The sequence below is a fragment of the Ruegeria sp. AB8 genome, assembly GCF_056542605.1.
In genome coordinates this window covers 37,702-51,187 of record NZ_JBQGAB010000019.1, presented here as the reverse complement: position 1 = coordinate 51,187, position 13,486 = coordinate 37,702, and the positions used below count along the sequence as shown (strand labels likewise).

Here is a 13,486-nt window from a genome sequence, read left to right as displayed (position 1 = left end):
CAAAGCTGCAAGAACAAAGGCCCAAGCTGTGAACCTCCGTTTCTTCAGGCGGTCGCCCGGGCCAGATAATCCTCAATCATATCGCCAAAACTCTGTTCGACTGCGAATTCGAAACCGCCATCACACCTTGTCACGAGCGCCTTCAGGCCAAACACCTCGGAATAGGTCACGTCATCCGGGCCGAATATGGTTTCGTTCAGATCCAGCGGACAGGCAATGGCCATCACGTCGGCCGCCTCGGGTCCGGCAACGCGGAAAAACGTCAGCGTGTCCGAAATTCGTACGATGCTGATATCTTCCGGGCAATCGGCCGGTTTGAGCCTTTCCTCATATTCCTGTTCACGATTTAGCCCAGTCCGAACAATCCAGTGATTTCGGCCGACATGGTACAGTTCGGCCCCCTCTTGCCCGATGCGGGTATTGGGTTGTTTTGGCAAGCTCGGCAACAGGTCCTTGACCCAGCTTTCGATTGCCTCGGGTTGCCCCTTAAGATCAAAAAGTGCGCTCAGGCTCTGGCGCGCAACTTGTACGTCATAGCTCATCTCAGGACCTCAGAAGTTTGCCGTCGGGGTCGTGAAACACCGGTCTGGTGATTGTGACCGGGATGACCTTGTCCCGAAGACGGACATACGCGGTTTCACCGTGCCGGGCATGTCCGTTTTCCAGCAAAGCCAACCCGACCCAGCGGTCGTTTACCACGCTCCAGACGCAGGCCGTAACCAAGCCTTCGGTCGCCTCCTTTCGGCCGCCGGGGGTCAGTGGCGCGCCTTCCGGAACCTGCTGGTTGGTGTCTTCGGGCAGAATGCCAACCAGTTCGCGGCGAACGCGCCCGCTTTCGCGTCGCAGCAAGACCGAGCGTTTGCCAAGATAGTCCGGCTTCTTTTTGGACATGACCCAGCCCATCCCCAGATCATATGCGTCGACGGTGCCGTCGACTTCGTGACCCAGCGAAAGAAACCCCTTTTCGACCCGCAGTACATGGCTGGATTCCGAACCGACCGGCAGAATCCCAAATGGGGCACCCGCCTCCATCACTTTGTCCCACAGTTCGGCCATATGACGCGGGGCAACATTGACTTCAAAGGACAGCTCTCCGGTAAAACTGACACGAACGACACGGGCCGGAAACCCGGCAACGGTGCCATCCCGGAAAGACATGAAGGGGAACGCGTCAGTTGACAGATCAATGTCCGTACACAGTGCATGCAGAACATCCCGGGCGCGCGGCCCGCAGATCGTAGCATTGTTCCACTGGCTCGTGACTGTGGTGATCATCACCTGCCAGTCCGGAAACTCGTTCTGCAGAAGTTTCTCCATATGCTGGTTGATCGAATCCGCATGGCCCGTCGAGGTCGAGACCAGCCAGCGATGCGCGTCCAGCCGAAATGCCACCCCGTCATCCATGATCAACCCGTCATCCGACAGCATCAGCCCGTACCGCCCCTCGCCAGGTTTCAGACTGGACATGAAGTTCGTGTACAGAAAATCGAGAAAGCGCGGTACGTCGCGGCCCTTCAATTCGAACGTTCCAAGCGGCGAGCCGTCATAGACACCGACACCTTCTCTGACTGCCCGGCATTCACGGTTGACAGCCTCCTGCAATCCTTCGCCGGGTTTTGGGAAATAGCCAGGACGCCGCCAGCGTGCGCCAGCCTCGTACATCACCGCGCCGTTGTTTTTGTTCCATTGTGTCACCGGAGTGTGACGATAGGGAAACAGAACGCTGTCCTCTCGCAGCCCTCCGATCGCGCCGAAGGAGACCGGAGTGTACGGCGACCGGAACGTTGTCGTACCGACCTCCTGCAACGGTACGCCCTTTTGCATTGCGACGGTGCCGATGATGTTGATATTGCCGGTTTTCCCCTGATCGATGCCCATGCCACCAGTCGTATAACGCTTCACGTGTTCGACATTGTCATAGCCTTCGCGCAAGGCCAGATGTACATCGCTGACCGAGACATCGTTCTGGATGTCCAGAAACGCCTTGCCGCGTTGCCCCGGCACATCGACACGCCAGAGCGGTTCGATGTCGTACGTCAGATCTTGGCCGCCGTCGATGATCCGACCCAGGTTCATTTCCCCGGCCGCGGCACCCGTGGCGCGGCAAGCCTGGGCCGCTGTTTCGGGAACAAATGCGGCCAGATTGTCATCAAACCGCAGCGAGCTGCGGGATTGCGACCACAGATGCACAGTCGGGTTCCAGCCGCCGGAATGACCCAGTAAATCGCAGTCAATCCATGTTTCAGCGCCACTGTCGACGGCGACTGCGCGGACGGCGCGCAGACGTTTGTGCCCGCGTGCATCCGCAGCCACCGTCCCTGGATGAACCGAGATACCCGGCACCTTGTCCAGCGCGGCCTGAGGCACTTTTTTGCGGCTATCGAGAATTGCAACAACAGCCAAACCCGCCGCCAACAGATCAGCGGCGACCGCATAGACGCTGTTGTTGTTGGTGAACAAGGCCACGCGGTGCCCGGGAACCACGCCCCAGCGGTTCACATAGGCCTGTATCGAAGAGGCCAGCATGACACCGGGACGATCATTGTCGGCAAAGACCATTGCACGCTCCGTGGCGCCGGTGGCAATGATCACTTCACCTGCGCGCACCCGCCAGCTGCGCTCCAGAATACTGTTCTGTTCCGGCTCCCGTTCGTTCACGATGAGCAGGTTGTGTTCGCGATAAGCCCAGACAGTTGCGTTTTGCAGATGGGTGACATTGTCCATCTTGCGCAGTTCCCGAACAGCTTCGGCCACCCATTCCACTGCTGGCCGCCCATTGATGGTCAGCGTCCGGTTGAGCAGGCTTCCTCCTGCCTCGGGTCCCTCATCCGCGATGAACACCCGCTTTCCTGCACGGCCTGCCTCAAGCGCGGCCTGCAGGCCGGCGGGGCCTGCTCCGGCGATCAGAACATCAGCATGGGCGTGCCGCGCCTCGAACCGGCCCGCAGAGGGGGGCTGAGAGGGTGCTGCGGCGAGCCCCGCAGCCTTGCGGATTGTGGGTTCAAACAAGTGCCAATCCGGCCATTTGAAGGTTTTGTAGTAAAACCCGGCCGGGATGAAGCGACCAAGCAGTTGGTTCACCCCGCCCAAATCGAAATCGGGCGAAGGCCAGCAATTGACGGAACGGGCGCTCAGCCCATCGCGAAGGGGTACGGTGGTTGCGGGGCGGTTGCCCGATGCGTCCTCGCCATCCAGTTCTACCAGAGTTGACGGTTCCTCGGGGCCATGACCGACAATGCCGCGCGGGCGGTGGTACTTGAAACTGCGGGCTGTCACACGAACGCCATTGGCCAGCAAGGCCGAAGCCAGAGTGTCGCCCTCGTACCCTTCGTAGCGTTTGCCGTTGAATTGAAACTGCAAAGGTCGATTGCGGTCTATGCGCCCCCCGGACGCGAGGCGGTTACTCTGTGCCATGGGGCGCCTCCACAATCTCGTGTGTCCGGGTATCGCGCCAGATCGTCAGCCATTCACCGCATCCGCGCGCGTGCCACCATTTTTCCTGCACAGGTCCCAATGGGTTTGGCACAACAGTCAGGTATTCGACCCACTCCGTGTCACTGACGGCATTCGGATCGGGCCGGTCCGCCCCGACCGGACCGCCAAAGATGAATTCGCTTTCGTTTCGTTTGCCGCAAAATGGGCAGGGTATCAGCATCATGGTCCTGTCCTTTTCATCGCGCCGTGGTCGTGCCGGCTTCCATCACGAATTCAAGATGACGGAACCGGTCGAGGGTGAAGGATGCCATCAGCGGGTGCGGTTCTCCTTTGGCGACCAGATGCGCCAACGTCAGACCGCCCGCCGGGATTGCCTTGTATCCGCCCCACCAACCCGCCGTGACGAACAGTCCGGGCACTTCGGTCTGGTCCATGATGGGGGATGCATCATGCGCAATGTCCAGATGCCCGCCCCATTGGCGCATCAGTTTGAGTTTTTTGAAGGACGGGAACAGGGAAAGCATCGAAGCAACCGTGTCTTCAAAGACGTTTTGCTTGATGTCCCGACGAAAACTCTGCCCCATATCCGGAGCGCCGCCGATCACCATTTCGCCTTTGTCGGACTGACTGAAATAGAACCCACTGTCCGGGCAATTCACTATGACGTCGACCAGCGGTTTGACAGGTTCCGACACAAAGGCCGTCAGGTTCATCGTCCGCAACGGCAGTTTGAGCCCTGCGGTTTCCGTCAGCGTCGTTGTATGGCCCGACACCGCCACGACAACCTTATCCGCGTGTATTGTTCCCCGATTGGTCTCGACACCGGCAATCTTACCATCCGAGCAGCGGATCAACGACTGCACGGCGGTCTGTTGATGGATTTCCACACCCATAGCGTCAGCCGCACGAGCATACCCCCAGGCCACAGCATCATGTCGGTTCACGCCTGCATCGGTATGAACCATGCCGCAAATGACCGGCAGGCGCGCATCCGGCCCTCCGCCGGTCAGCGCCGGAATGCGACGACGCAGCTCTTCCGTCGTGATCTGTTCATAGGTCGAGCCATAGATATCCATGACCAGTTGGCGCCGCCGCAGCTCCCGCAGTTTGGGCCAGGTCTGCACAACATCAACCATGGTGCGTTTTGAATGCATCATGTTGAAGTTAAGCTCGTGCGTGAGGCCTTCGTACATCGCAACAGATTTGACATAGAAAGGGATCGACTCGTCACGCATATAGTTCGACCGGATCGTCACCGTGTTGCGCGCGATATTTCCACCGCCCAGCCAACCGCGTTCCAGAACTGCGACATTTGTGATGCCGAATTCTTTCGCCAGATAATAGGCCGTAGCCAAACCGTGCCCCCCTGCCCCGATCACAACGACCTCATATCTGTCTTTCAAGGGCGGGCTTCGCCAAGCCAGAGGCCAGTTGCGGTGTCCGGACAACGCATTCCGAGCGAGCGAGAATATGGAATATCTTTGCATGATGGTAATAATATTTATTATTAATCAAACCACGTCAATAAACATATTTACCAGGAAGCAACCAAAATTTCGCGTCCAGAACCTCTGAACCGAACCGTTGTTTTGGCGGACCATTCGGGTTGCTTCCGTATTTTCTGGCTATTCACACCAGTTTGGCTAGGATGTCGCCATGATACGCCGCGTTGAACAGTTTCATCGAAGCCTTGCAGGCAAGTGGTCGGCCCGGTCGAAATGGCCCTGTTTAATAATCAATTGCCGTAGTTCACCTGCCTCCTGAATCCATGAGAGCCCGGGCGCGTCGCGCCCATTTTCTACCGTCCTGCAATTCGGGCGGATTTAGTGGATGGAAATGCAATGACATGTACAATTGACACAATGGCCGTTCAGGAAGCCTATGCACGCGACGGTGTCGTGTTGCTGAAGAATATCCTGTCCGAGGAGTGGTTGGCCAAACTGCGCCAGGCTGTGGACACCGAAGTCCAAAAAGGCGATCGGTATTTTGCCTACAAAAACATGCGTGAAATGCCGGGCGTGTTTCAGGATTATTGCCTGACCTCGGACATAGGCCAACGTGTGGCAAAGGTGGCCGGCAGCCCCTGGACATCGTTGATCTATGACCAGATTTTCGTGAAAGAGCCCGGCACACAGACCCAGACCGGGTGGCACACGGATCAACCCTATTGGCCGGTGTCCGGCCCGATCATGACGATGTGGATCGCGCTTGACCCTGTCGATCCTGACAATGGCGCACTGGAATTTGTGCGTGGATCACATGCCTGGGGCGCCAAATACCGACCGTTCAAAACCGATCAACTGGGTGGTTTCTTGCATTATCTTGAGCAGGACAACCCGGAATACATCGACATGCCGGACTTTGAGGCCAACCGCGCAGACTATGACATCTTTCACTATGACCATATGGAGCCCGGTGACGCTTTGGCCTTTGACGGGATGATCGAGCATTCGGCGATGGGCAACAGAACCACGACCCGCCGAAGACGCGGATATGCAATACGGTTTGCAGTCAAAGGGGCAACCTATGAACCGCGCGATGCGGTGACCGAATGGCTGCATGATGAAAGCCTGCAACCCGGCGCCCCGTTTGCAGGCGGACGTTTCCCGGTTATCTACGAAACTGCATAGGCTGAATGTGGCAAGGGCCGGTGTTCCGGCCCTTCACCGCGACCTCAGGCAGATTTCGCGACGTTTTCCGTTGCGGCGTTTTCCGCCTCGATCGCGCGGTCAAGCACACGGCGGAACTGTTTTGCCCCGGCATCCAGGCCAAGATCTATGTGGGGCGTTTTGGCGTATTTCATTCCCTTGTGAACTTCTTCCAGCACGTCTTTGTCCTCAAGAAACGCCATTCGAGCCCCATCATTCATGAATTTCGAAACTTCGGCATTGTCCGGATAGGAGTTGCGGTGCTGGAACCAGAAATACCGCGTCCGGTCCTCATCAATCGGGGTCATGAAGTTGTACGAGATATTAATGAATGTCTCATCAACCGGGTCCTTGTCATATCCACCTGTACCAACGGGTGTGTAGATGGATTTGTTCAGTCCGATTGCCGGCATACACATCTCGTAATGCTGTAACCGGTCACAATCGCCGTCGAAGGACACCAGTTTCGCATAGTACGGAGACGGCGGCTTCTTCTCGATCCACCGGGATACGATCACGCCACGGTCCGTCTTCTCGACGTTCAGGGGTTCTTCGTCGGTGCCCGCGCCTGCAAAGGAAGTAACGTGCACCCAGGCCACATGGCTGGGATCCAGCAGGTTGTCGCAGACCCAAAGGTAGTGGCAGTCGATGTCCATCACGCCACCATCGGTCAGACCCCAGCTTGGATCGTCGAAATTCTCCACCGGGAATATTTTGTCGGGATCGGCCAGTGCCGGATCGCCCATCCAGATCCAAAGCAGCCGATACCGATCAACCACGGGATAGGATTTCACAACCGCACGCCGGGGCGTCATGCCACGTTGTGTGGGGCTGTCGATACATGTGCCCGAACAGTCGAAGGTCAAACCGTGATAACCGCACTCGACCAGATCGCCCTTAAGGTTGCCTTTCGAGAGCGGCAGCTTGCGATGGGGACACGCGTCTTCCAACGCGACCGGAGTTCCATCTTGCTGCCGGTACAGCACGATATTCTCGCCCAGAAACGTCTCGGCCCTCAGGTCGCGGCTGATATCCTTGCTCCACGCAGCGACATACCAGCAGTTCTTCAGATACATGATCCGGATCTCCGTTCGGTTTGTTGGCTTTGCGCCAGTATGGAGCAATTTACCCGCGTTTCGCCATGCCGGATTGGTAATGCGACATATAAGGTAGACTAATTAGAAACCGGTGCAGGATCGGGTATGTCCGGCTGCGCCCGAGCCTCTGCCTGAATCCAGTTCAGGAACTCGCTTACCTTCTGGCTGTCCTTGGTTTCGGGTCGGCGCACAAGCCAGTAAGACAGGGGCGATTGCGTCAGGTGGGGAATAGGCCGTACCAGGCGACCATCGCAGAGCGCATCAATAACCAGAGGCTCACGACCAAGCGCCACACCCAACCCTTCGATTGCGGCCTGCACAACCATATTCGATTGCCCCAACCTGCGCGTGCGTAGTGCAGTCGGCAAACTTAAATGACATTGCCGCGCCCAGAAATCCCATGTCGGGCTGGCCGTGCCATGGTGCAGGTTTTCATCCACCAAAAGCGTATGAAGGGACAGATCCTCGATACTCTGAAGCGTTGGCAGAAGGCCGGGCGCACATACAGGAAACAACTGTTCCTTCATCAACAAATCGACCTGAAACCCAGGGTATTCGCCCAGTCCATATCGAATCCCGATATCTGCATCGACGCGTGAAAAAGGGTGTTGCCCGGTGTCGGTGGCAATCGAAATCGAAAGATCCGGGTGGGCCAGGTCAAAGTGAATAAGCCTTGGAAACAACCAGTTAAAGGCGAAACCCGGCAAGCACGAAATAACGATTGTCCGGTCACTACGGGTTTTGTCCCGCAATTGCGTGCAAACATCTGAAATGCGCCCTAACCCATCGGAGATTGCCAGGGCAAGTTGCTCACCCTCGCGCGTGGGGCGGGACTGGCGCGCTCCACGGACCAGTAACTCTCTGCCAAGCCATTCTTCCAGAGACCTGACGTGCTGACTTACGGCGCTTTGACTGACACCCAGTTCTTCGGCTGCGGGCGAAAAGCCCGAATGGCGCACCACAGCTTCAAATGCGCGCAGCGCCGAGTATGGTAGGTTCAGGATCATATTAGCCACCCTAATGTCAGCCATTATTTCTTTCAAATGGATTAGAACCGCGTGCGTCCATTAAATTCATTAAAGTCAGGTATTAGGGGTTATTGATGTCCGACACGACGCCCGAGCGAGGAGCGCGAAATCTGCTGGTGAACTGTGCGCGTGCATCCGCAGGCGACCGGCTGCTGATCGCGTATGAACCCCCGGAGTTTGGGTATTTTGATGCCGACTGCGTCAAGGTGGTCAGAAATGCCGCCCAGCAGCTGGGGTTGGTCGTTGACGCGGTCGATGTCGGTTTCAACCCTGACAACCCGCATCTTTCGCCTGATCTTCTGGCCCGTTTTCAGGCTGCGGACATCATTTTGTTTCTGGCGCGTCTAGGGGATCAGTTGCGGTTTTCGGACATGCCGCAAGGCAAGAAGATCATCGTCAGCTTTGCCGTGAATCAGGAGCTTCTGGGTTCAGGGTTTTCCAACGGACACCACGATGCCTTCATGGAACTCAAGGCCGACGTCAACGCGGTTCTGGACAGGGCGGAAGACGTGCGGATCACCTGCCCTCTGGGATCGGACGTGCGTGGGCGTCCCATGATGGATTTGAAACCCACTGGCGACACATCCATTTTGCGGTTTCCTATGTCCGTATTCACACCGGTTCCCGCGTACAGTTTTTCCGGTCGTGTGGCCATCAGCTTCCTGACGGGCACAGGATCGAAGTATTATGACGACTATACACTGGAATTTGACAGGCCGGTCTTCGCCATGATGGAGAACGGTCGCCTGACGCGGTTTGACGGTGACCCCGAAAATGCCGCCAGGGCCGAAGCGCACTATGATCGGGTCTCTGGACAGTTCGGTATCGACCGGAATTTTGTTCATTCCTGGCACGCGGGCATTCATCCCGGCTGCGGATACCCCTGGGACATGCGGGAAAATTTCGAGCGCTGGGGAGGTGCCGCTTTCGGCAATCCTCGCATCCTGCATTTCCACACATGCGGAGCATATGCCCCGGGCGAGATCAGTTGGAACGTGATTGATCCGACAATCGTGATCGATGGGGCGACGTATTGGGATCACGGTGTTTTCCACGCGGAAAGGTTGCCCAACGGTCCGTCGATACTGGCCCGGCATTCTTGCGCGGCGGATTTGTTTGCAAATCCCGATCCGGATATCGGGCTGCGCGTGGCTGTCTGACCTATCCCGGCTTGATCGAATCACGCTCTGGTTAGATAATCCATTGTTAATAAGGCCTGACCGAGTTGGCCTTATGGTGCGGAGCACTCCCGTCTCCGGTGCCGGATCATGTGCAGAGGGCGCGACCCCCACACCGGCAAAAATTGTGGAAATCACATGCCAAAACCAATCGTCACGCCGCTGACTCAGGCCCTGGCCGAAGGAAAACTCACGCGCGAAGAGCTCAGAAGCTTCATGCAACGTTCGAACGGACCGGGATTACGCCACCTGGCGCTTTGGGTCCTGTTACTTGCCTTTACATCAACACTCATCACTCTTGCCTGGGACAGCTGGCTGATTTGGCCTGCCATGTTCCTGCAAGGCGTCGTTCTGGTGCACCATTTCTCGCTGCAGCACGAATGTGTGCACTATACGGTATTTCGAACGCGCTGGCTGAATGATCTGGTGGGACAGATCTGCGGGCTGATCATCATATTGCCGCACCGCTTTTTCAGGTACGAGCATTGCGATCATCACACGTACACTCAGCTGACCGGAGAAGACCCTGAACTGATTCCGCTGCCCAAGTCCCTGGGGCAGTACTTTCTGTACCTTTCCGCTCTGCCCTACTGGCGCGGCAAGTTCACAGAGGTGTTTCGCCATGCATGCGGCCGCCTGAGCGAGGCAGAGCTTCGATTTATCCCGAAGGTCGAACACCAGGCCGTATTTAGGGACGCACGAATGATGCTTGGTATCTATGCCGCACTGGTCTTGGCCATGGCGCTGACCGGGTGGTGGGGTTTGATCTGGTACTGGATCATTCCGTTGTTTCTGGGCGAACCGGTCATGCGGTTTGTGCGCATGACCGAACATGTCGGGCGGCCCACTGTTGCCCGAATGTCGGAAAACACCCGGACCAATCTGGTTTCCGCACCGATGGCATTTTTGTGCTGGAACATGAACTATCATGCGGAACATCACTATGTCGCCTCCGTGCCGTTTCATGCATTGCCCCGTCTGCATGAAAAGCTGAAAGACCATATTTTCGTTGAAAATGGCGGGTATCTGGCCGCCCATCGCGACATTCTGCGGCAGATCTTGCAGCGCAAACGCGAACATGCGGCTGAGGTTTGAACGATGGCGGCTGAAAAAACCTGGCGCGATGTGATCGCGGTGTCCAAACTTGAGAAAAACTGGGTCACGCGGGTCGAAATCGGCCCGCGCATGATCGCGATCTACGATACGCCAACCGGCATCTACGCATCGCTGGCGTTGTGCAACCATGGCGGGGCCGATCTTTGCGACGGCTATTTTGATGGCCACGTGATCGAGTGTCCGCTGCATCAGGGTGCGTTCGACGTGCGGGACGGCAAGCCTGTGTCTGCCCCGGCCACGCGCTCTATGCGGGTGTTCGAGACGCGGGTTGAAAACGGGATGGTTCAGGCCCGTTTCTGACAACCGCGCTGAACGTTCAGACGGATTACGAACTCATCTTTTGTCTGATCGTTTTTCGAGGCGTGCAAAAAGACGGCTGAGACCGAAACATACGACAAAGTAAAACGCCGCGGTCGTGATCCACGCCTCGAATATCATTCTTGATGAAGCGACGAGTTCAACGGTCTTGTAAGTAAGTTCCTGAACCGAAATAAGTGACAGGATCGAGCTATCCTTGATCAGGGATATGAACTGGTTTGCCAGCGGCGGGACCACTTTTTTCATCGCCTGCGGCAGAACGATGTAGCGCAGTTCCTGAAAACGGCTCATCCCGATCGAACGGGCAGCTTCGCGCTGACCTTTTGGGATGGACTGAATCCCGGCCCGGACAATTTCCCCCACAAACGCGCTTTCGAACAGGGCCAGAACGATGACGCCGGAAACCAACGATGGGAAACGCCGCATTTCGCCGAAGAAAAACGTCCAGATCTGGTTGTCTTCCTGTCGTGCAATTCCGCGGGCCCAGCGTTCCAGGTTCAACGCATCGATCAATTGCTGGGACAGGAAAAAGAAGAAGATAAAGACAACAACAACGGGCGGGACATTGCGCAGGAATTCCAGATAGGTGCGCGCCAGCATCCGGATCGTCAGGTTGGCCGAACAGCGCGCGACACCCAGTATCGTACCCAGCAGCAAAGCCAGAATGCCCGAATAAATGCTGATGCGAATGGTGGCCGCCAGGCCCTGCAAAAGCAGGTTGGCAAAATACTCCTCACGACCTGTATGCCAGCCAACGATATATCCCGGGATCAGTTCCCAGCGCCACTTGTAGTTCAGCGTGCCTTCAATCGACACCCAGATATACCCGAAGAAGGCGAACAAAATCGCCATGATCAGGTAATCAGGCCATCTGAGTTTCTTGAGGAAGTTCTGCACCGGGTCCGCTCCGCTTTAGTTCCGGGGGCGGTGTGCCCGCCCCCGGTCGGATTTGTTACTGTGCAACCTGATCAGCCCACTCTTCGGTGGCGAACCAGTAGTTGTGACGCTCTTCCAGCCAGCCGGACCGCCATTGCTGGGCAATCCAGTTGTTGAAGAAGTTCATGGCGTCCGGGTCGCCCTTTCGCATGCCAAATGCTTCACCGCGCGGGTCGAAAAGTTCGCCCTCGAGAACAACCAATGTCTCGGGGTTGCGACCTGCCTCACGGTTGGGGGTCGGTTGCGACGCCATCGTGGCATGGGCATTCCCGTTCAGAACCTCCTGAGTGGACGCGCCATCTTCATCAAAAAGCAACAGGTTGGCTTCGGGGAATGCCTTGGCGATCACGGTCGCCGGGGTCGCGCCGCGACGGGCCGCGAAGGTCACCTCCGACGAATTCAGATCTTCGCGCGACATGCCTGCCGTCAACTCCTTGTTCGCCAGGATTGCAAGGCCCGAATATGCATATGGGTCTGTGAAATTGATTGTCAGGTTACGCTGTGCCGTCACGGACATGCCCGAGATGATCACGTCGAAATTGCCCGATACCAGCGCCGGAATGATGCCATCCCAGGCGGTGGGTACAAATTCAACTTCGACGCCCATGTCCTCGGCCAGTTTTCGGCCGACATCCAGTTCAAAGCCGATCAGATCGCCATTCTTGTCGCGCATCGACCATGGCACAAACAGCGACAGGCCGATCCGGATCACCCCGTCCTGTTTGATGGTTTCAATAACACTTTCGCTGGACAGTTCCTGGGTCGCGCTTTGCGCCCAGCCCGACGTCGCCACACCAGTCGCCACGACCGCGCCCAGGGCTGCCCCGAGCATTCTGCGAGAAAGCTTCATCTTGGTTCTCCTTGTTGTCCGACAATTGTTTCAGTTTTATTGGTCGACGGCATATTTCTTCTCCAGATGGCTTACGCCAATCGACAGGATCAGGGTCACCACCAGATAGACCAGTGCGATGGTGAACCAGATTTCGAAACTCATATACGTGTCTGAAATGATGTTGCGTCCGAAAGTGGTCAGTTCGGCCACTGCAATCACGCTGACAATCGCTGAGGATTTGATGAGGTGCACGACCTCGCCGGTCATCGGCGGCAGCATGAAACGGACGGATTGAGGCAGGATGATATAACGATACGTCTGGGCAGGGCTCATCCCGATGGACTTGGCGGCCTCCCACTGCCCGGTCGGAACCGCGTTGATCCCGGCGCGCAGGATTTCCGATATCAGGGCGGAATGGAACACGGCCAGCGTCAGGATGCTGGCGGTATAGCGATCAAACCCGAAAATCGGCCCCAGAACGTAATAGAACAGATAGAGCAGGACCAGCAGCGGGATGTTACGGATCAGCTCCAGATAACCGACGGCGACGGCCGACCCAACGACCAGACCGGACAGGCGCAGCAGCGCCACGAACAATCCAATAACGGTTGCCAGCAGAAACGCGGTGACCGATAGCTTGATTGTGGCCACCAGCCCGATCGGGATTTCACCCCATTCGAACCCCAGTTCGGTGTTGCGGTACAGAAATTGCGGCACCCTGTACCATTGCCAGTTGTATCCCATGCCCTGCGCGCCAACGTAAGAGCCATAGGCAATCAGCCCCACGATGATCGCATACATGACGACGGAAACGGGGACCGAGCCGAAAAAGCGCTTGTAGAGCGGTGGCTTGGGCAGCGGCTGGCCCTTTGGTGCAGATATGCCCAGATCGCTCATG

General features: G+C 57.0%; 13 protein-coding genes. 4 read left to right on the top strand and 9 right to left on the bottom strand.

Annotation, left to right across the window (positions count from 1 at the left end; translation table 11 throughout):
- Positions 1 to 44 precede the first annotated feature (44 nt).
- Genes ACR0CG_RS18410 through ACR0CG_RS18395 form a run of 4 tightly spaced genes read right to left on the bottom strand, consistent with a single transcriptional unit; the run spans position 45 to position 4,838 of the window.
- On the bottom strand, positions 45 to 542 hold the full coding sequence (locus tag ACR0CG_RS18410; RefSeq protein ID WP_480526715.1) for a sarcosine oxidase subunit gamma: 498 nt from the start codon (positions 540 to 542) through the stop codon (positions 45 to 47).
- Between the two features lies 1 nt (position 543).
- Complete coding sequence (locus tag ACR0CG_RS18405; RefSeq protein WP_480526713.1) at positions 544 to 3,414, bottom strand: 2Fe-2S iron-sulfur cluster-binding protein; 2,871 nt, start codon at positions 3,412 to 3,414, stop codon at positions 544 to 546.
- Positions 3,401 to 3,658: a sarcosine oxidase subunit delta gene (locus tag ACR0CG_RS18400; RefSeq protein ID WP_480526711.1), complete on the bottom strand. Its 258-nt coding sequence runs from the start codon at positions 3,656 to 3,658 to the stop codon at positions 3,401 to 3,403. The genes ACR0CG_RS18405 and ACR0CG_RS18400 overlap by 14 nt, the downstream gene beginning before the upstream one ends.
- A 13-nt stretch (positions 3,659 to 3,671) precedes the next feature.
- Complete coding sequence (locus tag ACR0CG_RS18395; protein WP_480526710.1) at positions 3,672 to 4,838, bottom strand: FAD-dependent oxidoreductase; 1,167 nt, start codon at positions 4,836 to 4,838, stop codon at positions 3,672 to 3,674.
- A 438-nt stretch (positions 4,839 to 5,276) separates the two neighbouring features.
- Here ACR0CG_RS18395 and ACR0CG_RS18390 point away from each other — a divergent pair, with 438 nt between their 5' ends.
- Positions 5,277 to 6,065: a phytanoyl-CoA dioxygenase family protein gene (locus ACR0CG_RS18390; protein WP_480526708.1), complete on the top strand. Its 789-nt coding sequence runs from the start codon at positions 5,277 to 5,279 to the stop codon at positions 6,063 to 6,065.
- Between the two features lie 44 nt (positions 6,066 to 6,109).
- Here ACR0CG_RS18390 and ACR0CG_RS18385 read toward each other — a convergent pair whose 3' ends face one another.
- Together ACR0CG_RS18385 and ACR0CG_RS18380 are read right to left on the bottom strand one after the other, a co-directional pair.
- Positions 6,110 to 7,159 (bottom strand): aromatic ring-hydroxylating dioxygenase subunit alpha, encoded by a 1,050-nt coding sequence (locus tag ACR0CG_RS18385; protein WP_480526706.1) that lies wholly within the window; start codon positions 7,157 to 7,159, stop codon positions 6,110 to 6,112.
- 98 nt (positions 7,160 to 7,257) lie between these two features.
- Positions 7,258 to 8,211 carry a LysR substrate-binding domain-containing protein gene (locus ACR0CG_RS18380; protein ID WP_480526704.1) on the bottom strand — a complete coding sequence of 318 codons (954 nt, stop codon included), beginning with the start codon at positions 8,209 to 8,211 and terminating at the stop codon, positions 7,258 to 7,260.
- 71 nt (positions 8,212 to 8,282) lie between these two features.
- Here ACR0CG_RS18380 and ACR0CG_RS18375 point away from each other — a divergent pair, with 71 nt between their 5' ends.
- The 3 genes from ACR0CG_RS18375 (at position 8,283) to ACR0CG_RS18365 (ending at position 10,802) form a co-directional block, all read left to right on the top strand.
- Entirely contained in the window at positions 8,283 to 9,368 is a 1,086-nt protein-coding gene (locus ACR0CG_RS18375) for a hypothetical protein (RefSeq protein ID WP_480526702.1), read from the top strand.
- Positions 9,369 to 9,524: 156 nt separating this feature from the next.
- On the top strand, positions 9,525 to 10,481 hold the full coding sequence (locus ACR0CG_RS18370; protein WP_480526701.1) for a fatty acid desaturase family protein: 957 nt from the start codon (positions 9,525 to 9,527) through the stop codon (positions 10,479 to 10,481).
- A 3-nt stretch (positions 10,482 to 10,484) separates the two neighbouring features.
- Positions 10,485 to 10,802 carry a non-heme iron oxygenase ferredoxin subunit gene (locus ACR0CG_RS18365; protein ID WP_480526699.1) on the top strand — a complete coding sequence of 106 codons (318 nt, stop codon included), beginning with the start codon at positions 10,485 to 10,487 and terminating at the stop codon, positions 10,800 to 10,802.
- Between the two features lie 33 nt (positions 10,803 to 10,835).
- On the opposite strand, the gene ACR0CG_RS18360 is transcribed toward ACR0CG_RS18365, so the two are convergent.
- Genes ACR0CG_RS18360 through ACR0CG_RS18350 form a run of 3 tightly spaced genes read right to left on the bottom strand, consistent with a single transcriptional unit; the run spans position 10,836 to position 13,485 of the window.
- A complete protein-coding gene (locus ACR0CG_RS18360; protein WP_480526697.1) occupies positions 10,836 to 11,717 on the bottom strand; it encodes an amino acid ABC transporter permease in 882 nt (293 codons plus the stop codon).
- Positions 11,718 to 11,772: 55 nt separating this feature from the next.
- Positions 11,773 to 12,606 carry a transporter substrate-binding domain-containing protein gene (locus ACR0CG_RS18355; protein WP_170613903.1) on the bottom strand — a complete coding sequence of 278 codons (834 nt, stop codon included), beginning with the start codon at positions 12,604 to 12,606 and terminating at the stop codon, positions 11,773 to 11,775.
- A 36-nt stretch (positions 12,607 to 12,642) separates the two neighbouring features.
- Positions 12,643 to 13,485 carry an amino acid ABC transporter permease gene (locus ACR0CG_RS18350; protein ID WP_170613902.1) on the bottom strand — a complete coding sequence of 281 codons (843 nt, stop codon included), beginning with the start codon at positions 13,483 to 13,485 and terminating at the stop codon, positions 12,643 to 12,645.
- Position 13,486 lies beyond the last annotated feature (1 nt).

Bases quoted from the DNA above. Each gene is read 5' to 3' on its own strand.
- ACR0CG_RS18370 (WP_480526701.1), top strand. From the start codon at position 9,525: ATGCCAAAACCAATCGTCACGCCGCTGACTCAGGCCCTGGCCGAAGGA.
- ACR0CG_RS18405 (WP_480526713.1), bottom strand. From the start codon at position 3,414: ATGGCACAGAGTAACCGCCTCGCGTCCGGGGGGCGCATAGACCGCAAT.
- ACR0CG_RS18365 (WP_480526699.1), top strand. From the start codon at position 10,485: ATGGCGGCTGAAAAAACCTGGCGCGATGTGATCGCGGTGTCCAAACTT.
- ACR0CG_RS18375 (WP_480526702.1), top strand. From the start codon at position 8,283: ATGTCCGACACGACGCCCGAGCGAGGAGCGCGAAATCTGCTGGTGAAC.
- ACR0CG_RS18400 (WP_480526711.1), bottom strand. From the start codon at position 3,658: ATGATGCTGATACCCTGCCCATTTTGCGGCAAACGAAACGAAAGCGAA.
- ACR0CG_RS18385 (WP_480526706.1), bottom strand. From the start codon at position 7,159: ATGTATCTGAAGAACTGCTGGTATGTCGCTGCGTGGAGCAAGGATATC.
- ACR0CG_RS18350 (WP_170613902.1), bottom strand. From the start codon at position 13,485: ATGAGCGATCTGGGCATATCTGCACCAAAGGGCCAGCCGCTGCCCAAG.
- ACR0CG_RS18355 (WP_170613903.1), bottom strand. From the start codon at position 12,606: ATGAAGCTTTCTCGCAGAATGCTCGGGGCAGCCCTGGGCGCGGTCGTG.
- ACR0CG_RS18390 (WP_480526708.1), top strand. From the start codon at position 5,277: ATGACATGTACAATTGACACAATGGCCGTTCAGGAAGCCTATGCACGC.
- ACR0CG_RS18410 (WP_480526715.1), bottom strand. From the start codon at position 542: ATGAGCTATGACGTACAAGTTGCGCGCCAGAGCCTGAGCGCACTTTTT.
- ACR0CG_RS18380 (WP_480526704.1), bottom strand. From the start codon at position 8,211: ATGGCTGACATTAGGGTGGCTAATATGATCCTGAACCTACCATACTCG.